At 52.3% G+C, this 18,839-nt stretch carries 21 protein-coding genes and 1 pseudogene; 16 read left to right on the forward strand and 6 right to left on the reverse strand.

What is annotated here, in order from left to right; all coding sequences use genetic code 11:
* The first annotated feature begins 40 nt into the window (after positions 1–40).
* From MJO57_RS00655 to MJO57_RS00700, 10 genes are all read left to right on the forward strand, one after another.
* Positions 41–907, forward strand: a complete 867-nt coding sequence (locus tag MJO57_RS00655; RefSeq protein ID WP_252022067.1) for a hypothetical protein — start codon at positions 41–43, stop codon at positions 905–907.
* A 114-nt stretch (positions 908–1,021) separates the two neighbouring features.
* A complete protein-coding gene (locus MJO57_RS00660; protein WP_252022069.1) occupies positions 1,022–1,378 on the forward strand; it encodes a hypothetical protein in 357 nt (118 codons plus the stop codon).
* A 3-nt stretch (positions 1,379–1,381) separates the two neighbouring features.
* A complete protein-coding gene (locus MJO57_RS00665) occupies positions 1,382–2,035 on the forward strand; it encodes a DUF6682 family protein (protein WP_252022071.1) in 654 nt (217 codons plus the stop codon).
* Positions 2,036–2,641 (forward strand): hypothetical protein, encoded by a 606-nt coding sequence (locus MJO57_RS00670; RefSeq protein ID WP_252022073.1) that lies wholly within the window; start codon positions 2,036–2,038, stop codon positions 2,639–2,641.
* Positions 2,641–2,994, forward strand: a complete 354-nt coding sequence (locus MJO57_RS00675; RefSeq protein WP_252020478.1) for a hypothetical protein — start codon at positions 2,641–2,643, stop codon at positions 2,992–2,994. The genes MJO57_RS00670 and MJO57_RS00675 overlap by 1 nt, the downstream gene beginning before the upstream one ends.
* 9 nt (positions 2,995–3,003) lie before the next feature.
* Positions 3,004–3,375, forward strand: a complete 372-nt coding sequence (locus tag MJO57_RS00680) for a hypothetical protein (RefSeq protein ID WP_252022074.1) — start codon at positions 3,004–3,006, stop codon at positions 3,373–3,375.
* Between the two features lie 46 nt (positions 3,376–3,421).
* Complete coding sequence (locus MJO57_RS00685) at positions 3,422–4,024, forward strand: hypothetical protein (RefSeq protein WP_252022076.1); 603 nt, start codon at positions 3,422–3,424, stop codon at positions 4,022–4,024.
* Positions 4,025–4,129: 105 nt separating this feature from the next.
* The gene (locus MJO57_RS00690; protein WP_252022078.1) at positions 4,130–4,816 is read left to right on the forward strand and encodes a hypothetical protein; all 687 of its coding nucleotides are present in this window, start codon (positions 4,130–4,132) and stop codon (positions 4,814–4,816) included.
* A gap of 6 nt (positions 4,817–4,822) precedes the next feature.
* Positions 4,823–6,475, forward strand: a complete 1,653-nt coding sequence (locus MJO57_RS00695; protein WP_252022080.1) for a hypothetical protein — start codon at positions 4,823–4,825, stop codon at positions 6,473–6,475.
* A gap of 164 nt (positions 6,476–6,639) precedes the next feature.
* Positions 6,640–7,908: an IS1634 family transposase gene (locus MJO57_RS00700; protein WP_256493073.1), complete on the forward strand. Its 1,269-nt coding sequence runs from the start codon at positions 6,640–6,642 to the stop codon at positions 7,906–7,908.
* Between the two features lie 201 nt (positions 7,909–8,109).
* Here MJO57_RS00700 and MJO57_RS00705 read toward each other — a convergent pair whose 3' ends face one another.
* Positions 8,110–9,471, reverse strand: a complete 1,362-nt coding sequence (locus MJO57_RS00705; RefSeq protein ID WP_252017318.1) for an ISNCY family transposase — start codon at positions 9,469–9,471, stop codon at positions 8,110–8,112.
* A 141-nt stretch (positions 9,472–9,612) separates the two neighbouring features.
* On the opposite strand from MJO57_RS00705, the pseudogene MJO57_RS00710 reads away from it, so the two are divergent.
* A pseudogene (locus MJO57_RS00710) lies at positions 9,613–9,981 on the forward strand (IS1634 family transposase); the annotation flags it as partial.
* A gap of 27 nt (positions 9,982–10,008) precedes the next feature.
* Here MJO57_RS00710 and MJO57_RS00715 read toward each other — a convergent pair.
* The 5 genes from MJO57_RS00715 to MJO57_RS00735 form a co-directional block, all read right to left on the reverse strand.
* Entirely contained in the window at positions 10,009–11,049 is a 1,041-nt protein-coding gene (locus tag MJO57_RS00715; RefSeq protein WP_252017335.1) for an IS1595 family transposase, read from the reverse strand.
* 120 nt (positions 11,050–11,169) lie between these two features.
* Complete coding sequence (locus MJO57_RS00720; RefSeq protein WP_252022082.1) at positions 11,170–11,670, reverse strand: DUF2231 domain-containing protein; 501 nt, start codon at positions 11,668–11,670, stop codon at positions 11,170–11,172.
* Positions 11,671–11,706: 36 nt separating this feature from the next.
* Positions 11,707–12,570 (reverse strand): IS66 family transposase, encoded by an 864-nt coding sequence (locus MJO57_RS00725; protein ID WP_252022084.1) that lies wholly within the window; start codon positions 12,568–12,570, stop codon positions 11,707–11,709.
* 5 nt (positions 12,571–12,575) lie between these two features.
* On the reverse strand, positions 12,576–13,610 hold the full coding sequence (locus MJO57_RS00730; RefSeq protein WP_252026884.1) for a transposase: 1,035 nt from the start codon (positions 13,608–13,610) through the stop codon (positions 12,576–12,578).
* A 68-nt stretch (positions 13,611–13,678) separates the two neighbouring features.
* Positions 13,679–14,338 carry a DUF6444 domain-containing protein gene (locus MJO57_RS00735; RefSeq protein WP_252022086.1) on the reverse strand — a complete coding sequence of 220 codons (660 nt, stop codon included), beginning with the start codon at positions 14,336–14,338 and terminating at the stop codon, positions 13,679–13,681.
* On the opposite strand from MJO57_RS00735, the gene MJO57_RS00740 reads away from it, so the two are divergent.
* From MJO57_RS00740 to MJO57_RS00760, 5 genes are all read left to right on the forward strand, one after another.
* Complete coding sequence (locus tag MJO57_RS00740; RefSeq protein WP_252022088.1) at positions 14,337–14,507, forward strand: hypothetical protein; 171 nt, start codon at positions 14,337–14,339, stop codon at positions 14,505–14,507. The two genes, MJO57_RS00735 and MJO57_RS00740, sit on opposite strands and share 2 nt — an antisense overlap.
* An 82-nt stretch (positions 14,508–14,589) precedes the next feature.
* Positions 14,590–15,798, forward strand: coding sequence for a hypothetical protein (locus MJO57_RS00745; RefSeq protein ID WP_252022090.1), 1,209 nt, complete (start codon positions 14,590–14,592; stop codon positions 15,796–15,798).
* Positions 15,786–16,712 (forward strand): hypothetical protein, encoded by a 927-nt coding sequence (locus tag MJO57_RS00750; protein WP_252022092.1) that lies wholly within the window; start codon positions 15,786–15,788, stop codon positions 16,710–16,712. Before MJO57_RS00745 ends, MJO57_RS00750 begins: the two co-directional genes overlap by 13 nt.
* A gap of 38 nt (positions 16,713–16,750) precedes the next feature.
* Complete coding sequence (locus MJO57_RS00755) at positions 16,751–17,632, forward strand: hypothetical protein (protein WP_252022094.1); 882 nt, start codon at positions 16,751–16,753, stop codon at positions 17,630–17,632.
* A 24-nt stretch (positions 17,633–17,656) separates the two neighbouring features.
* Positions 17,657–18,745: a hypothetical protein gene (locus MJO57_RS00760; RefSeq protein WP_252022096.1), complete on the forward strand. Its 1,089-nt coding sequence runs from the start codon at positions 17,657–17,659 to the stop codon at positions 18,743–18,745.
* Positions 18,746–18,839 lie beyond the last annotated feature (94 nt).

The raw sequence follows: 18,839 nt of genomic DNA on the forward strand, positions 1-18,839 counted from the left end.
CGTCGTTTAACCGCTTCCCGTGATTCAAAGGACTTGAATCATGGCAAATACCACATTTCCAACGGGGGCTATGGCCAATGCCCTGTCCGTTATTTACTCCAAGAAACTCAACGCGAAGTTCTATAAACGAACCGTGTTGGCGGCCATCTGTAACACGAAGTGGGAAGGCGAGATCCAGTCGGAAGGCTCCAAGGTGGTGATCCGTACCCGGCCTGATATTACGGTCGCGGATTATGATCGTGCCGTGGGGGTTGAGTATCAGGATCTGGAACCACCCAAGGTGGAAATGCCCATCGACAAGACCAAGTACTACGCCTTTGTGGATGACTACATCCAGAGTGTCCAGTCCAATATCGAGCTGATCAACGAATCTTCTGCGGATGCAGCGGAAAATGTGAAGATCGCAGTAGACGGCGATGTACTGGGGAATATCTACACCGATGTGCATCCGGACAACAAGATCGACGGCGGTGGTACTGGCGTGGTTGTGGATAAGACCAACGTGCTGGATTACATCGTCGATATGGGCACGCTGCTGGACGAGAAGAACATTCCCGAGTCCGACCGCTGGCTGGTACTGCCACCCTGGGTGTGCGGGATGATCAAGAAGTCTGAGCTGAAAGATGCGTCGCTGGCTGGTGATGGTACCTCCATCGTGCGTAACGGACGACTCGGTATCATCGACCGGTTCACGCTGTATTGCAGCAACAACCTGGCCACTGCGTCGGGAGTGACTCAGTGCCTGGCGGGTGTGAAAGATTTCGCCGGGTTTGCGTCGCAGTTTATCAAGCATGAGAGCCTGACGCTGGAGAAGCACTTCGGCATGGGGCACCGTGGCCTGCAGGTGTATGGGTACAAGGTGCTGAAGCCGGATGCGGGTGTTTTGCTGGCAGCGAAGCGTTCTTAATTTTTTCGCTGCCCGCTTCCCGCTGCCTGCTTCCCGTACAAGACTCCATTCGTGGTGCTTTTGCGGGGAGCGGTTAGCGGGTGGCGGGATGCGTTTTTCAGAGGAGCTGAAAAAATGGCATTTAACCTGGAAACCTGCCGCAGCAAAGATGAACTGGAATCCTTTGCCCGGCAGATGTTTAACGTGGAGCTGGACAAGCGCAAGAAGCTGGATGAGTTAAAAAACGAAATACGTCAGCTGATGAACGGTGGTGAACCACTGGAGCAACCGGACGAGCTGGAAGAGCCGGATGTGACTGAGGTGCCCACTGCGTTGGAGCAGCCAGTACCAACACCGCAACCACGCCACCGTAAGCCGCTGCAATTTGTGCTGAACAAGAACAACCACAGCGTCTTTATCTATAACCCGAGGCTGAAGAAACGAATAGGCGTGGATCTGGAGTTCTGTGATCAACAGGGTAACCGGCTGTAGGTGATGAAGGTTACCGAGATCATCCAGCGGGTGCGTGACCTGCTTCAGGACAACACGGCCGTTCCCCGCTGGACCAATGCCAACCTGCTGGATGCCTATAACGAGGCACTTCTGGCGGTGGTGCAGAACCGGCCTGATGTGAACTCGCAGCTACTGCCCTTTACCTGTCAGGCGCAGGCGGTACAGTCACTGCCGCCTGGCACTTACCGGTTGCTGGATATTGTGGATAACCCATCCACTGGCAGAACGGTGATTGCCACCACCCGCAGCAGCCTCGACAACCTGTTGCCCAACTGGACGACAGCCAATGGGGAAAACGTCGAACAGTACGTCTACGACCAGAAAAGCCCATCAGTGTTTTATGTGTACCCTGTGCCCCCGGCAGAACACCCGCTTAACCTACTGGTCAGCCAGGCACCCGCACGAATAGCCATTACCGATTTTGACATCGACACTCAGTTATTCAGTTTGGATGGGCTGTGGATCAACCCGGTGATCAACTACATGCTGTTCCGGGCATTCAGCATGGATATGGAAACGGAAGCCAATATGCAGCAGGCGCAGAGCTATCTGGCCATGTTTGCCAATGACCTGGGGCTGAAGTGGAACGTGGATCAACTGTTCCGGCAGATGCTACAGGGCAAGGTGGAGGGATAGATGAAACTGGACGCCTACCTTTCCCGCATACGCCCGTATGCCAAGGGCTGCCCGGATCAGGTGATTCGTAATTACCTGATCATTACCCTGCGGGATATCTGCCATCGGGCCAATATCTGGCGGCACAGTGACAAGCTGTTTATGGTGAAGGACATTAAGGACTACACCATGACTGCACCCGCTGGCAGTGAGATTGCCACGGTGCAGAACCTCCTGCGGGAAGACGGCACCCGACTGGAAAGCCGCGATCTGCTGCCGCCTTATATATCTGCCGGCACCCCCTACTACTACCGCCATTTTGAAGCAGCTGCCCTGAGCGTTGCTCCGATCCCGGACAAGAATGTCATGCACGAAATTGAGCTGACATTGATGCCTTCGTTTGCTGCCACAGAAGTACCGGACGAGGTGGGCAACCTGACCCTTGAGTTTGCCTGCTGGGGTGTACTGGCAGATCTGCAAATGATGCCCGATGAGCCCTGGACCAACCCGCAGCTTGCAGAGGTCAACCGGCAGAAGTACGAACGGGAGCTGAATAAAAAACGCATCCGTGGACTGGTGGGCGTCAGTGGTGGTGAGCAGTCGGTGACCCGCAGGCGGTTTGTCTGATGGCCATTCCTGCTTCCACCACCCTGCCTGCCTTTATCCGGGGTGACAGCTATTCCGTGCCGGTGTCGTTCAGTGGTGAGGATGGCACGTCGCTGGACCTGACCGGGTGGACGCTGATCTTCACCCTTAAGTTTCACCGGATGCAGCCGGATGACGAAGCCGTGCTGCAAAAACGGATGACGGTATCCGGCACGACGGCGGTGATGTACCTGGCACCGGAAGAGACCAATGAGCTGACCCCCTACCGTTATGAGTTTGATGTCCAGGTCACCACGCCGGATGGTCAGGCGGTATCCACGGTGGCCATCGGAACGGTTGTTGTTCAGGCAGGCGTCACCCACGCATTGAGATAGGAGCCCGCGATGGCCAACGAGACGACGGTGGTCGCCACCCTTGGTAACGGCGTGGCCGTGGTGGCTGCCCAGCAGCAGAGCATTGCCGAAGACCGGCAGGCGATCGAGGAAGCCCTGGCCACGGGGTTGCCACAGATCGAAGAGGCTGTCGGGCGTGCCGATGCCCTGTCCAGCTCGCTGTGGGCGATGACCACGGAAAACCGGCAGCTCAACAGCAACATCACCCAGCACCATGGCGATGTCCAACGCTGGCACGATGCCCATGAGGCCGACAAGTTGCAACTGACCGCCATGAAAAACGAGATGGAGGTATTGCATGACTCGGTGGCAGACCTGGTGAACCAGAGCCCTGCTGCCAATGTTAATGGCGGTTATTTCTGACCGCTTTTTTCCCCTGAACCGTCATAGATAGACAGGAGCGTCAACCATGGCGAACACCATTCAGATTAAACGCAGTGCCATTACCAACACCCCGGCCAGCCTGGCGGAAGGGGAGCTGGCCTACTCGGAAGCCTCCGGGTATCTGTTTATCGGTGAAACCGATGGCTCCGTGACCGCCGTTGGCGGTGAAACGGTGGTTACCAAACTGGCCGGGATCGACGACAACGCCAATAACTACAGCCTGCCCACGGCCTCGGGAGCCACCCTGGGTGGTATCAAGGTGGGTACTGGCCTGGCCATTGATGGCAGTGGTGTACTGACCGCTACCGGTTCCGGCGGATTGAATGAGGCGCAGGTGGATGCCCGGGTTCAGCTGGGTGTGGATGCCGTTGTGGCCGGAGCGCCGGCAGCGCTGGATACCCTCAACGAACTGGCGGCGGCACTGGGGGATGACCCCGACACCATCAGCAACCTGACCACCCAGATCGGCACCAAACTGGCCAAATCCTCCAACCTGGCGGATCTGACCAACGCCGCCACTGCCCGGAGTAACCTGGGGCTCGACAGCATGGCGCTTCAGTCAGCGGCCAGTGTCACCATCACCGGTGGTTCGGTGAACGGTGTCGTTCTGGATGGCGGCACCTTCTGATCCGGCAGCAACCAGAGGAATGGGCCTGTATCCAACACCATCAAACTGAAAAGCTCGGCGACACCCGGCAAGGTTCCGCTGTCGTCTGACCTGGCCTCAGGGGAGGTGGCGATCAATACCGCCGATGGCAAGTTGTTCGCACTGGTGGGTGGGGTGGTGACCTCATTAACCGCGCCACCGGATCATATTCACACCATTGCTTCGGTAGAGAGCCTTCAGGACATTATTACCGATCTGACCGCACGGATAGAGGCATTGGAGAGCCAGGGCAATAATGCAGAGGAAGACGATATGAAGCTGCTCAGTACAGTATCCCAGTCGGGTGTTTCAGAAATGGTGCTGGACATCGGTTTTGATGATGCCCTTTATGGCGGGTATCAGCTGGTCATTAATAACCTCGGGATTGATGACAACGGTGACTACCGGGAGAAAAAACTGGGCATGGCCTTTAAGCAGTCCGATGGCTCCTGGGTAACGGGGTACGGCTGGGCCAATACCTCGGTGATCAAGAGTGACGGGTATACGCTGTCGGGTGGCCAATACTCCGGCTATGCCCTGGTGAATGGTGAGATGGAGTCGGTCTTTCTGTCCGGGACGATGACGGTGTGCGTGAACCCCAATGGTAAAGGCTCCTTCACCGCGCATCTGGACAGTGGTAACGGTGACCAGTACATCACGGCAACCCTGTCGGCACCGGTGAATGGTTCGATCACGGGCATCAAGTTCTACGCGGAAGCCATGAACCAGAACAAACTGGTGGGCACGGTTTCGGTGTACGGCCTGAAAAAATAACCGATCATGAAACTCGATATCACCTCCTTTACCGGCGAAGTCCCCTGGCTGGACAGCCACCTGCTGGAAGACACCCAGGCGGAGGCGGCCATTGACTGTCGTTTAACCAATGGCAGCCTGAGAGCCTACTATCAACCCGCCGATGAGCAGGTACTGAACGCAACGCCGCAGTCCATCTACCTCTATCGCAACGAAGGGCAACGGTACTGGTTTGACTGGACCACAGACGTGGACGTGATCCGTTCGCCCGTGGCGGACGATCCCAACAACCGGGTCTATTACACCGGCACCGTGAAAGGTCCCCGCTACACCGATAATGGCCTTGCCCTGAGTGGTGGCAGTGACTACCCGGTCAATGACCATCAGCTCGGTATGCCGGAGCCGGACATGGCACCTGTGGTAACTCTCAGTGGTACGCCGCTGGAAGATGCTCAGGCAGTGGACGCCGAAACCCGCTTCTATACCTACACCTGGGTGGATGAGAACGGACGGGAAGGTCCGCCGTCATTGCCCTCTGGTGAGATAAGCGTCCTGCCCGGTGAAACGGTCAACCTGACATTGGCTTCAGGGCCGGGTGTGGTTGACATGAACATTACCCACTTTAGGGTCTACACCAGTACGCAGGTGGGCGTGTACCAGCTCTGCACCCAGATTAACTCTTTACAAGGGAATAGCGGCACCGTAGCCACCGATACCCCGGTGGGCGTCACCAGCGTGGTGGATCAAACCCCCTGGGATCAGCGGGGCGGCATCCTGAAAACTATTGGCTGGATCGCGCCTCCCAATGACCTGCAAGGCATGGTGGTGCTGCCCGGTGGTGTTGCCGTTGGATTCTCTGGCAAGGAGCTGATGTTCAGCGAACCCTATCACTTGTACGCTTGGCCAGCGGCCTATCGGCTGGCGGGGGAGTATGACATCCAGTCACTGGCGGTAGCGGCCAACAGTGTGATCATTGTCACTGACGGTTATCCCTATGTGGCCTTTGGTACGGAACCGTCTGCCATGACACTGGAACGGCTCGATACGGCCCATGCCTGCATCAGCAAGCGAAGCATGGTGGATATGGGGGATATGGCACTTTACGCCTCGCCAGATGGGTTGGTGCGTATCGCTGGCGGTCGGGCTGACCTGATGACCCGTAACATCATCAACCCGGAAGACTGGCGGGAACGGTTCCAGCCGGAGACTATCCACGGCTGCTTCCACGATGGCCGGTACTTTGGTTTTTACGGTGATGCCAACAACTCTCCAGATAAGAAGGGCGGCTTTATCTTCAGCCCCGACAGCGGCACCTTTACCGAGATCGGCACTTACGCTGATGCCTGTTACCGTGATCTTCAGGATGACACGCTCTATCTGGCCATCGGTGACACCATCAAAGCATGGGACAAAGGTTCTGACCTTATGCCCTATCGGTGGCGAAGCAAGGTTTTTCAAGGTAAGCCTGCCCTGTTCAGTTTGGCACGGATCATGGCGGACAGCTACACCGATCTGGTGTTTCGGGTATTCCGTGATGAGCAGCAGATACTGGAACTGCCGGTCATGTCTGACAGGGGCTTCCGACTCCCCGCAGGCCGTGGCAGCCGCTGGCAGTTTGAGCTGGAAGGCACCGACACCGTGACTGCCGTGATTGTCGCCAGTTCCATGGCCGAACTTTAAGGCAGCCAATAAATAAACCTGAATCACAGATGCTACCCATGCAAATCGTCAAGCAGAGAGAAGAAACTGCCTTTGATAAAGTTACGGCTGTCTTTCACCACACCAATTGATATTTTCCTGAAACCTGTTGTCAAAGGACTGATCAGATATTCAGGGATATTGTTTTGCCACCTTTTCAATACCATCTCAAAAGCCTGAACCACCTTGGCTTAGTTGCCGCGATGTGCCGGGAACTGAAGATAGCCGAATATATTGATGCGCGCATAACCAATGACTCCGATGTACGTAATGTCACGATTGGACAGGCTGTGGTCGCAATGATCATCAATGGGCTGGGCTTTACAGGACAGACTCTGTATATGTTTCCTGATTTTTATGAGGACAAGCCGATCGATCGGCTCATTGGCGAAGGCATCCAGGCTGAACATTTGAACGACAAGGTACTGGGTCGAGCCCTCGACAGCCTTTATGACGCTGGCGTCAGTGACTTGTATCTGCACCTTGCTGTTAAGGTCGTTAATCTTCTGAAGCTGCCCTGCAAGGCATTAAATCTGGACGGCACCAGCTTTCATGTGGATGGTGACTACAACAGTAATAACGACCCTGATGACTTGAAGTGCATCCATATCTGCCGCGGTTACAGCCGCGACCACCGGCCTGATCTGAACCAGGTGGTCTTGCAGTTAATGACCGAGAATGAGGCCGGTATTCCTGTGTTCATGGCGCCTGCCAGCGGTAATGTGAACGATAAAACCTGCTTTCAGGAGATTATCAAAAACCATCTGTCGTGTTTCAGGGCTGCTTTGAATAGCCGCTACCTGGTCGCTGATGCCGCCCTGTACGTTGCTGAAACCCTTCAGTTACTTGATGATCAAAAACAGCGGTTTATCTCCCGGGTGCCTTTGAATATCAAGGATGCAAAGCAACTGGTCGGCAAAGCGTCTGCTGTATCGCTGAAGCCTGTTGAAGGCTATGAAGATTATTACTTTGCACAAGTGCCTTCCACCTATGGAGATGTTCAACAACGATGGTTCTTTTTTCTCAATAAAAAGCGTCGACTGAGCGAGCAGAAAACGCTGATAAGAAAGATGGAGAAACAGTCACTGAAAGAGGCTCGTGACCTGGAAAAGCTGCGTAAAAAGGCTTTTCTTTGCGAAGACGATGCATTGCAGGCTTTTGCCTTATGGCAGAAACAGTCGAAGCTCTGCCAGAGTGGATCGGAACCGGAGGTTATCCGCAAACCCTGCTATTCAGGCAAGGGGCGTCCACCATCAGACAGTAAGCCTGATCACTTCGAATATTTTGTCCATGGCGTATGTTTTGTTGCCTGCGAGAAAAAGGAGCATGCACAGGCCTCATTGGGCTACTTTATCCTGAGCACCAATGAGCTGGATCAGAACCGTCAGCATGCTGGCGAGCTGTTATCTACCTAGTTCTCGTCCAAAAACGCATCAGGCAATCATAATTAGATTGTACGTGCGTTTTGATATTTCCTGAAATTCCAGAGAGCCGCAAAAACTCTTCCCTTTTTTTCTCTAATCTGGGACGGATATTGGAGAAAAACGCGAAAAGCAGGCAGAAAACATCCTCCCACCATGCTGGAAAGGTACTTTCATGTAGCGTGGAGGTGGCTATCAGGATGGTGCCGGGTGTCTGGCCAGAATCACCAGGTTGTAACAGACCACCGATAACCAGCAATGAGAATCAAAACGCTCAGAACCCTTGCAGTGGCAACGTGATAGCCCAAAACATCTCTTTAGCCACGAAATTCCCGCTTCAATACCTGCCCGGAAGCGAAAGAGCGTTTTATACACATACTGACTTTTAGTCATCTCTTCGACTTCAAGTCCGCGCTTCTTATTAAAAGCTACATCGCTGATTCCCATGGCCTTGGCTTTTTCCAAATTAGCGCGACACGCGTATCCGCCGTCACCGCTTGTCTGGCGAGGTACACGACCATAAATTTCTTTTTGTCTTTCCATCATCGGAATGAATTGGTCCGAATCCGCTGGGTTACCTTCCTCAATAACCAGGTCCAGGATCAATCGACTTTTTCCCTGAACCAGGTTCAGTTTATGGCCATACTGTACTTGCCGCCTGTCTTTTACGATGATATCCGTATGGGGTTCATACAGGCTAACCACTTTTTCCTGGGCTGGCACCTTTTCACCCTTAAAGACCCTGCGCTCTGTCTGGGAGACTATTGCATCCACCAGGGGTAACAGGTGATCCACATCGGCCTGCCACTTGTCGGCATCATCAGCCAGGAGACACTGCCCCTGCTGACGGGCGTTTGCTAGCGTGACAGTAGCTTCGATAAGTACCTTCCGGGATTTTCGGGTCAACTGCAGCAGTTTTTTATAATGCTGATGCCGCTCTTCTTTGCCAGCGTAGATGCATTTTCTGGCCGCATCTTTTACGGCTCGGTTGTGATGGGTATATTCATAAAGCGGTGTCGCTGTCAGTGTTTGTCCCCGTTCCAGCAGCCGACAAATTTCTTTAACGGAACTGGCTAAAAGATCACTGTCGCAAGGAGGTTTGATATCCGATTCGGTGACTGTGCTGTCAATAGCCACAGTGCGCCCTTTTTCAATACCCTGATCTTTAGCGGTCATTAGCTGACAGTTATTAATCCGTTCCCATGTAGATGCAGTAAGAAGGCTGATGAGCCCATGCAAACTGGAGCGACTGGGGCGCTGGTTTGGTTCGAGGCGACAAAAGTCTCGAAAGAGCATGGAGTCCATCAAAACAAACGACAAGTAGTCATAATCACAATTCAAATACTGTTTCAGGAGTGCCGCACGAAGAACGGATTCTGCTGATAGTCCGTTCCGCCCAGTGTTCTGTTTATCACCAGAACTTAAGTCCTCATAAATCCAGTCATTGAACTGTGGATGGGCGTCAAGCCATTGCGAGATACCGGAAAGCTGGGAGCAGATTTCATGAGGTACGTAATGGAGTTCCATACTACACTGCGGGTTGCGTTTTTTGCGCATTTGGAGTCCTCTGTTTTTGGCAATCCCTTATGTTTCTTGCTCTTGGGAAGTTTAGTCGCCAGATAGCAGTAGGGCTCCACTTAATTTTTCAGGATAAAATCTACAGTTTTCAATTGGTTGTGTTTTTGGACGAGAACTACCTACAAGTCGCAACAACAGGTAGAAGGCGGCTTTCGTTTCCTGAAAAGCCCGGACTTTCTGGTCTCTTCACTCTATCTGAAGAAACCGGAGCGCATTGAAGCGCTGTTGATGGTGATGACACTCTGCCTGATGGTCTATGCTGCTATCCAGCACAGAATAAGGCACGAACTGAAAAAGCAGAGTCGTGTTTTTCCAAACCAGAAAAAGAAGCCCTGCCAGAATCCAACAGCAAGATGGGTCTTCTTCTGCTTTCAGGGAATTAATGTATTAACGGTCAATAATCAGGAACAGCATGTGGTCGGTTTGAAGGAAAAGCAGTGGATGATTATCCAAATTTTAGGCATTTCTTACGAATCGGTTTATTCCTGATAGGGGTGGTGAAAGACAGTTACGGGGCTAAGTTACCGTTAATGGTTGGAAGCACCAATGTTCAGTAATTCTGCTGATCAACCGGCCAACAGTTAATTTTTTTGCTGCCGTCAGTTCTCGCCTCCAGGCCAGATAATGGGGAAGGTAACGAGTTGCAACCCCTTGGAATACGCCACCAATCCAGCGTTTTAAATGACTGTGATAAGAATTTACAGTCTGGATGTGGTAGATGCCTTCAACAACATGTTGACCTGCTGATGTCACCAGCTCCTTGAAGACAAATCCAAGCTTGTCAGCAAGTTTTTCGTGAGCGAGGTGTGCATCCGCACAGACCGTGGCCTGTATCGATATGCGGCCATTTAAATGCCTGCACAATTCATTAGCACTTTCGTTTTCTAATACACCGTCAACGGTATTTCGATTACGGTCCCGAGCCACCATTACCGGGACTTTTCGGGCTTTGTTGGGATCATTACCCCGCTTTCGGGTTGGCCGTGGAAGGCCTTCTCTTTGCCCTTTGAAGGATTCACGGAAAAATGTTTCATCAAGCTCAGTAATGCCACAAAGCTCTTCTGCTTGATCATTATTAATCACTTCAAGAAAGCGGTGACGCCAGCGGAACGCAGTTTTCAAGTCAATGGCATTCTCAGCAGCAGCTGGTCGCAAGACCATAGAGTGAGTCATACCTGCGAGGTACTTGTTCCATTTTTCAGGGTGCCTGAGCCTTGCCAAAGGCGTTCCACTAAAGGCGTTAAACGTTGAGTCGCAAGTCTTGCAGTGGTAGCGCTGTCGGCCATTTCGTATGCCCCAGCGACCAACGCTATGGCTTTTGCATTTGGGGCACCTGGGGTTTTCGGCAAATTGGGCAAGTATGCTCTTTTCTACGTCAGGTGTTGCATTATCGTTATTGGGTATAGATTCACTGTAAACAGGTTCAGAGTCAGTGGTTTCTACTACCTCGGTAACCTCTATTTGAGTACTAAGGAGCGAGTTGTTAAGAATGTCTCGCTGTTCACTGGTTAATGTTGAAATGGAATCAATAAAATTCTGGAAGAGTTCAGATTGCATATCACTCCCCTACAACGTAGATTTTATGGGAGTTTAGCTGATTCAACCATTAACGGTAACTTAGCCCAGTTACGGGATCATGAATGCCATTTTATATTTCGCAAAGGACCGGATTGTCTGTTAATGATGATGCCCACTTCCATGATGCTCGTGATCGATATCGCCTGCTTTCAATGTTTCTGGAAGACGCTTAACTCCAAGACCATGACGATAGACATTTTCTGCACCCAGGTAGCCTGTTACTCCTAAGCTGATTGAAGATATGACCATTAACAAGACAAACCAGCTTTGAATTTTTTTTCTCTGTGTACGGTAGTAAAGGCCTGATGCCAGTAAAAATAATGACAATGTGATAATTGCAGAATTTCTATGAACAGACATTGCAGCATGGCCTTGAGAATCATGGGTAACACTGCCATAAGCATGCCATCCGGTAGCTACTGCCAGGATGGAAAAAACAACGCCTATAAATAAGTTCCATTTTGCTGCTATCAGTAGTTCGCTACGCTTACTTGCAAAAGCAGGAATATAGACAGACAAAAAAAGCAAAGTAGCAATAAATAGTGGTGCAATTGCAAAATGGACGACGAAGGGATGCCAATTCGGAATGATTTCAATCATATATTTATTACCCCAGGTTCCTTTAAAAACTCGTAACTATTCAGCACTGAGCAAAGGCATATTACAGTAATTCCGAACAGCTCTATGAAGTGATTGATATATGTCCATTCCCTGTTTTCTGGCAGACGACAAATAGCTGCGAATCCGTGCAAACATAGAACCACCGTCTGCACTCCTGAAGCAGCCTGAGATTTTCTGCTTTAACTTGGCCATTCGAACATCCCGCTCACTGCCATTGTTATCGAAGGGAATGGTAAAATCTGACATGAAGCGCAGTGTCTCAGCCTTGAACTCAGTGAGTCGTTTGAAGAGATTGTAAGCTTTAGTATTCTTGACTTTCTTGCGCTTAAGCTCCTCTCGTTGCTTCTCCATATAGACGACTTCTTTCATTAGAGCCCGCTGAAGCAACCGGTCATAAATCTTCTCGATTCGTTCACAGACAACACTTGGCATCTGTAGCATACCTATGGTCTTAAAGCCCTTGCAGTAATGCCAGGAAAGCCTCAGTAGCTTCATCAATCGCAACGCCAGTTGATTGCTGTCCCTATCAACAACACCCAAAAGCTCCCTCAGGTGATGGGCATTGCAAAGTACGTGAGTTGCCGCATATGCAAAATAGGATTTCCAATGATCATGAACCAGAACGCCTGCAAATGTTAGCAGTATGCCCATCGTGTCCATGGCCTCACGACCTCGCTTTTCAGACAAGTAGTAGAGCGTCCATTGTTCATCCCGCATAACGTGTAGCCAGTGCAAAGAGCCCTCGGCCCGCATACCCGTTTCATCGGCTCCGGCAGCAGACGATTCCCGCAAGGCGTCACGAATAACCTCTTCAGTAGAAGCCAGATTTTCATAGGTTCTGGCCACAAAATTGGCGACAGTGCCTGCACTTACACTCATAGGACTTACGCATTGATGACACCGATAAATTTTGGTAGGAGGTGATCCTTCCCCTTTGCAAAACTCTCAATGAAAGCGCCTATTGTCTCTTTAAACAGCCCCCGTTGGTGCTGATAAATATTCGTAAACTCCTGCTCTATCTGCATTTTCTGGAGATAAACAAAAGCTAAAATTGCAGCAAATATATGGTTTCTGACGGGTCGTTCGCTGCGAACCTGAAAGTGCTCAATATGGCAAACCTGCTTGATCGCCCTGTGAAACTGTTCGATCTGCCAGTGCTGGTCATGGATCTGCTTGAAGTCATTGCGTTCAAAAGGGACTTCCTCTGGCAAGTAAACCACGTAGTGGCGACGCTGGTCTTTTAGCATCGTCCTGAACAACCGGATCTTACCGAAGTCTTTGAGCCATACATCCAGACCATTGTCGGGGATGTCGAGGTGTTGAACCTGCTGCCATTTACCTTTTTCCAGTGATACTGTCCTGTTTTTCTCAACGGCAAACATAAACCCAGTCTGATGGTTTTTAATCGTCTTCAGGTTAGTCGTGCAGCTGTACCAGGAGTCACCGGTAACGAACGCTGGCTTCAGCCCCCATACCAGCACTTCAATCAACATTTCACGGAAGTAGTCGTTTTTTGTCTTGTCTTCCGATTTGTCGTATATCCTGTAATTCACCGGCATATGGCGCCCGGATACGTCGGTGTAATAAAGGGTGATGAGGTTAACTCCCTTAACCACTCGGTGATGTTTACCCGACCAAAAGTGGCCAACCAGTGCCACGGAGTAGCTATAAGGTTTGTCGAGCACGCTGTCATCAACGCTCAGGGTGCCGCCAATAGGGTTTAAACTTTTGACTGCTTCATCGTACATATCTTTGGGCTGATAGTTTTCACGCTTAAGAAAGCGGTTTGCGCTATCGTGAGAAAAGTCGGTAACCTCGGCCAGTCTTGTGCATGTTGATGATTTTGGCTCACTAATCAAAAAGCCAATGTATTTTGCAAGAGTGCATCGTGCAGTGGTCGGTCGAGTGGTAGTTCTCACTTTCATCCCTGAAGACATCTGTTTTTTGGCATTATCAAATTTTAGAGCCTGTTGTCAATGCGTAAGTCCTAACTCATTTTATAGAGAGTATTAAAATACTCTGACACGCGCTTAAAAGGCAGGAAATGGTATTGGTTAAGATAGACGGCCATAGCCTGTGTGGCTGAGCCATATTGTGCGGCAGCGGTAACACCTTCCGGGAATTCAGCCTGATTCCGACAACCACAAGTGCAGATTTTTACTTCAGCTCTATGGGCCGTTACTTCAAATTCACCCGGTCTCCCTGGTTCAAACACCTGTCGCTCAATATATTTGACCGGCTCACTATCAAGAAGAGACGCCTGACATTTATTGCATTCTTTAACCGGAAGGTACTCAATATAGTCAGGGATATCGACCTGTTTAAGACAAGTGCCCTGATGCCCTTTCTTTCCACCGGCTTTATTACCAGAAGACTGTCTCAGACTTTTAGGATTGGGTTTTTCATCCGATGGATCGGTACCTTTATCTGCGGAAAGGTCGTCAGAATGATCTGGAGAATTACTGTTTTTACAAGGTTTTTGATAACCATCAGACGATGGCGGCTTGCTGCTGTTTTGACTGTTCTTGCCAACCTTTTCTTCCAATTCTCGACATCGCTCTTCCAGACAGGCAACTCTCATCCGCAGCTCTGCATTCTCTTTCAAGAGAATCTCAGCCGACATAGTTGCGGGTAGTTCTGGAATCATGCTGGCGAATATTGTGGAAAAATGGTGCTTAAGAGGATGGTATAAAAATCAGAAAATTCCAGATTTATGTGGGGGTGCTGAACAGTTACAAAAACTCTATTTATCCTTAGTCCTATTGTTTTTTTATAACAAATCCCGTTATTGGTGCATATGGAAATGCTGGTTTTGATAAATCACCTGCTCATCATGCGAGTGGTGAGCTTTGCTCTTTGTGATTTTTTTAACCTTTCAGGGTAATCATTTAAATCACCATGGCTAAATTCCCTGCACTGCCAGCAACGGTAGACCGTTACGTGCGCGAGTTTCTGAACCGCCTCGCCGGTCGCAGCGGCAATGCCGGGGACAGGGCAGTGCTGCACAGCGAGCTGGCAGAGCTGGGTCTGGCGAAGGAGAAAGGTCAGCGATTGAGCCTGCCTGCCTCTGCCGTGGGTTCTATCACCGATACTCTGGAGCCGGTGCAGTCAATCGTAACAGTGACGGGTGATGGTGGAGGAACTACCGCACCGGACGCGCCAACTCCGGCTGCTGGTCTGTCCTCCAACGGCATCTTTGGTGCCGTGATCCTGGAATGGGATGCCCCTGCCTATAACGGCCATAACCACACGGAAGTATGGCGAGCACAGGTGGATGACCGTGCGCAGGCGTCACTGGTCCACGAAACCAACGGCAGCCGCTATACCGATGTCACCGGCAACACCACGCTGCACTATTACTGGGTGCGCCACGTCAACAGTGCCGGACAGGTGGGTGGCTTTAATGCACTGGCCGGAACGGCGGGTCAGGGAACGGCCATTATCAGTCTGGCCGACCTGATGCTGGAAAGCCCGGAGCTGTCGGAGCAGCCGTTTTCGGTGCGCAATATCGGCACGGAAGGGTCACCGGACTATGTGCTGGTTTTTAACGGCTATCTGGCGGTGAACGGACCGGTGAATATCAGCCAGCTTCAGTCCGGTGAACTGCAAAACGGCACGGCACTGACCGTGGGGCAGGGCTCCATCGAGCTGAGTACCGGTAGCGATGGATTTGGCCAGATGGTGATTACCGGCAGCGGTGGTATCGCTACTAACGATTACCTGGTGCTGAAAGAGGGACGGATTGAGTCCTATATCTACACCGCCAGCTCCGGCCACGTCCGTTACAAAGAGGTGCGTCGGACAGAAAGCGGCATCGGCAGGCATAACCAGAGCGTGGTGATTCCCGCCTATTTCAAAAGCCAGCCCACCATTAACCTCTATCCCCGCGATATTACTGTTTACAACGCCGACTACCCTGACCAGTCCCAGCGGCTGGAACTGTACCACTCTACCCCCATGCCTCACGGCGCCATTGAAGGGGCGTGGGTGTTCAAACCCTATGCCCGATTGCTTGCTGGCGGATGGCAGCAAGACGGAGGTCAGGAACGCCCTTTACCAGGGGGCCAGCAATACCACCACCTTTACCAGAGGCGGTGGATCAGGTGAAAAAGGTCACTCTGAAAGGGCGGGTTGCCAGCCAGCGTTCCACCGGCAGCGGTGGTACCTGGCAGAACCGTAAGGTGAACGTGACCCTTCGCTATCGGCAGCAATGGGGGGAGTGGATCGACGGGGAAACGGTGGCCTTGGACATCGACCAGTTCACCACCCACGACATCGAACTCAGCCAGACCATGACCCAGGGCAGCTATGAGGTGGGTCTGTATTTTTTAGCGGAAGACCGAGAAGGTACGTTCAACAGTGGCAGCGTTACTTACGACTACCGGGATGAGAACAAGATTGCCAACCCCTACCAGAAAACCCTCAGTCCCACCAATTCAGCACAGACCTTCCGACACACAATTAGCATTGGTGACCCGCAAATCGGTTCGGGGTGGGAGATCAACCGGATTTTGTATTTCGCCAAAGTGGATATACGGCTGGAGGTCAGGAACCTCTACCGCTATGACAGCAAAGCCTGGGGGCAGGACAAGGTTAAAGGACGGGCCAGAGTGCGACTCCCCAATGATCGGGGCGAATACAACACCTACGAGAAAACCACGTCCAATGACTCTTTCTCAAAAGAGTGGGAAGTCACTCGGTTTACGGATATTTCCATGCGTTGGGAGGATGTGGTTCACAAAGACGGCAATATCTACCCGGAAGTGGAAGTCTGGGCAGAACGGGCCGGATATGACGGACAGTCACAGGCTGGCAGTTTTTACGAGCCGAACTACGTTCCTACCAGTCTGGCTTATGTTCATATCCGCGACATTGCGGCCACTATCTATTATCAGCGGGCACAGCCAGTGAGTGATGCCCCCCTGAACCACTTCTACTGGGACACCACCGCTTATGACCTCGGTGCCACCGATGTCAGCGTAGCCGACGCCATTATCCACTGGACGGCTACCGGCGAATAAACGGCCACGGGCTAATAAACAGGAGACTCACCATGGGCATGACACGATCACAGGGTATGACCCGTCGGGGAATACCGGACTCTGGCATGAGCTATGGCCTTACCGGCAACAGTGCTTATCAGAAAAGTCTGGATCAGATGGGGAGCTTCAATACCTTCTCTCTGGGTTCAGGTAGCAACCACTTTTGGAGGAGAAACGAACCTCAGCCACAGATGCCGGACATCGCCCCCCGCTATGCCTACGATGACAGCGAGCAGCGTTACCAGCTCAATATCGACGCGGCCACCGATGTGGCAGACCAGCTAAAGGAGTATGGCGACAAGCTGTTTGATGTGTTTGACAACTACCAGCCCAACTTCCAGTACCTGGGCGACAACGCCACGGTATCGGATGCCCAGTTGGAGAGCCGGTTGGGGGAGGCGACCAGCGACTATCAGGCCAATGCGGACCTGCAACAGTCGGAGTACGAGCGGGATATGCGCCGGATGGGCGTGAATCCCAATTCGGCTCGGTTTGCGGGTTTTGGTACCAGCAATGCCCTGCACAAGGCGGCGGGACTCTCGGCCATCCAGAATCAGGTGCGGGACACCGCCAGAGAGGAAAGCTGGAACCGCAACCTCGATGTGGCGGAGCTGGGGCTGGATAGCGCCAAGACCGCTACTGATGGCCTGAGCAGTGCAGCCAGTGTTTATAAACTGGCAGCGGATATGTTCACCGACAACAAGATCAAGTACGACCAGCTCAATGAAGCCGCCCGTCAGTACGATCTAGGTTATGGCTTCAAGCAGGACGAGATGAAACTGCAAGCCCAGAACCAGGCGTTTAACCAGGCGGCGAACCGTTGGCAGAACGGACTGGTGCAGACCTACGATAACAACGGGCAATGGAATTACCGTGAGTCGTTTGATTACGAGTATTAATCCACAGGATCAGGGAGGATCACCATGTACATCGGACCGGACGGCAGGGTTTACCAGAACAAGTTTGATTCGATTGGCCACAGCACCAAAGTGCCCGGCTACGCCGATGAACAGTACGCCATCAACCAGCGTCTTGGTGAGCTGCGCCGACAGCAGCAGGAGTATGCCGGTCAGCAACAGCAGCAGGTAATGAACCAGCAGCAGATCGACCAGAACGACCTGAACCAGTTCTACGACCGTCAGCAGCGGTTTGCCGCCATTCATGGTCAGCCTTACGGGTTCGGGCAGATGCCCCAGAGCAGTCAGCCGGGTAATGGCATGGGCGCCAGGCAGAGTCAGCAAGGCGGTCAGGCCGGTTACGGAATGCCCATGGAGCGCAGGGAAACGGTGCAAAGCCCCCTGACGCAGGATGCCGGAAAGCTGAACCGGATGCTGCAAAAGTACCATCAGGGGCAGGACCCACGGGATGCAGAGGACGCCATCGAGTTTATCAACCAGCACCCCGGCATCAAGGCCAGTAATGTCAGCGGTATCCGCTTCAATCACAGCGACCGCAATGAAGACCCGCTTGTCAGCCTGCTCGGTGACGATGGCAACCCGGTGAAGCAGTTCTACCTCAGTTCCCTCTCCAACCTGAACAACTTTGCCGGTCAGAAGAAGCAGACCTTTGATCCGGGCAATAAGGTCAATGATCCTGGCAAGTTGATTGAAGAACTTCAGAAAGTCGCCCAGTCTCAGGGCGAAGCCGATGTATCAGGATTGAGCCCCAAAGACCAGAAAGCCCAGCTACCGGAGGCGGTTCAGGATCACTACGGGCAACTGATGAAACAGTATGGCCCCCGCAATCCGGGCTATGTCACCACCGGGGAGGAAACCCCGAACCGGACATTGGGGTTTGATCTGTTTGGTCAGCAACAGCAGCAGCAGGACCCGCTGGCGGCTTTGAAGCAGGCATTGGGGGGCGGGGAAGCAATGATACCGCCACCACCCCCTCCGGTAACGCCCAATGCCGCAGTGCCGAAGCAGGGGCAAGGTTACGGCTATCCCGGTTACAACCCATTGAACCGCACCCCCGGCACCTTCCGTCACTTCCATCCCTCTGTCGGACGATAACAGACCGCTTCCCGCTGCCCGCCTCCCGAAAAAGACACGCAAAGCACCTGCCTCGCCCCGCTTTTACGGGTAGCGGGCGGCAGGTAGCGTTTAT

It is taken from the genome of Endozoicomonas sp. SCSIO W0465, from assembly GCF_023716865.1.
Classification (GTDB): Bacteria; Pseudomonadota; Gammaproteobacteria; order Pseudomonadales; family Endozoicomonadaceae; genus Endozoicomonas.

Coding starts and splice junctions, on each gene's coding strand:
- MJO57_RS00655 (WP_252022067.1), top strand. CDS start 41: ATGGCAAATACCACATTTCCAACGGGGGCTATGGCCAATGCCCTGTCC.
- MJO57_RS00680 (WP_252022074.1), top strand. CDS start 3,004: ATGGCCAACGAGACGACGGTGGTCGCCACCCTTGGTAACGGCGTGGCC.
- MJO57_RS00675 (WP_252020478.1), top strand. CDS start 2,641: ATGGCCATTCCTGCTTCCACCACCCTGCCTGCCTTTATCCGGGGTGAC.
- MJO57_RS00660 (WP_252022069.1), top strand. CDS start 1,022: ATGGCATTTAACCTGGAAACCTGCCGCAGCAAAGATGAACTGGAATCC.
- MJO57_RS00735 (WP_252022086.1), bottom strand. CDS start 14,338: ATGATTCCAGAACTACCCGCAACTATGTCGGCTGAGATTCTCTTGAAA.
- MJO57_RS00760 (WP_252022096.1), top strand. CDS start 17,657: ATGTACATCGGACCGGACGGCAGGGTTTACCAGAACAAGTTTGATTCG.
- MJO57_RS00670 (WP_252022073.1), top strand. CDS start 2,036: ATGAAACTGGACGCCTACCTTTCCCGCATACGCCCGTATGCCAAGGGC.
- MJO57_RS00725 (WP_252022084.1), bottom strand. CDS start 12,570: ATGAGTGTAAGTGCAGGCACTGTCGCCAATTTTGTGGCCAGAACCTAT.
- MJO57_RS00755 (WP_252022094.1), top strand. CDS start 16,751: ATGACACGATCACAGGGTATGACCCGTCGGGGAATACCGGACTCTGGC.
- MJO57_RS00720 (WP_252022082.1), bottom strand. CDS start 11,670: ATGATTGAAATCATTCCGAATTGGCATCCCTTCGTCGTCCATTTTGCA.
- MJO57_RS00740 (WP_252022088.1), top strand. CDS start 14,337: ATGCTGGCGAATATTGTGGAAAAATGGTGCTTAAGAGGATGGTATAAA.
- MJO57_RS00695 (WP_252022080.1), top strand. CDS start 4,823: ATGAAACTCGATATCACCTCCTTTACCGGCGAAGTCCCCTGGCTGGAC.
- MJO57_RS00715 (WP_252017335.1), bottom strand. CDS start 11,049: ATGCAATCTGAACTCTTCCAGAATTTTATTGATTCCATTTCAACATTA.
- MJO57_RS00665 (WP_252022071.1), top strand. CDS start 1,382: ATGAAGGTTACCGAGATCATCCAGCGGGTGCGTGACCTGCTTCAGGAC.
- MJO57_RS00745 (WP_252022090.1), top strand. CDS start 14,590: ATGGCTAAATTCCCTGCACTGCCAGCAACGGTAGACCGTTACGTGCGC.
- MJO57_RS00705 (WP_252017318.1), bottom strand. CDS start 9,471: ATGCGCAAAAAACGCAACCCGCAGTGTAGTATGGAACTCCATTACGTA.
- MJO57_RS00685 (WP_252022076.1), top strand. CDS start 3,422: ATGGCGAACACCATTCAGATTAAACGCAGTGCCATTACCAACACCCCG.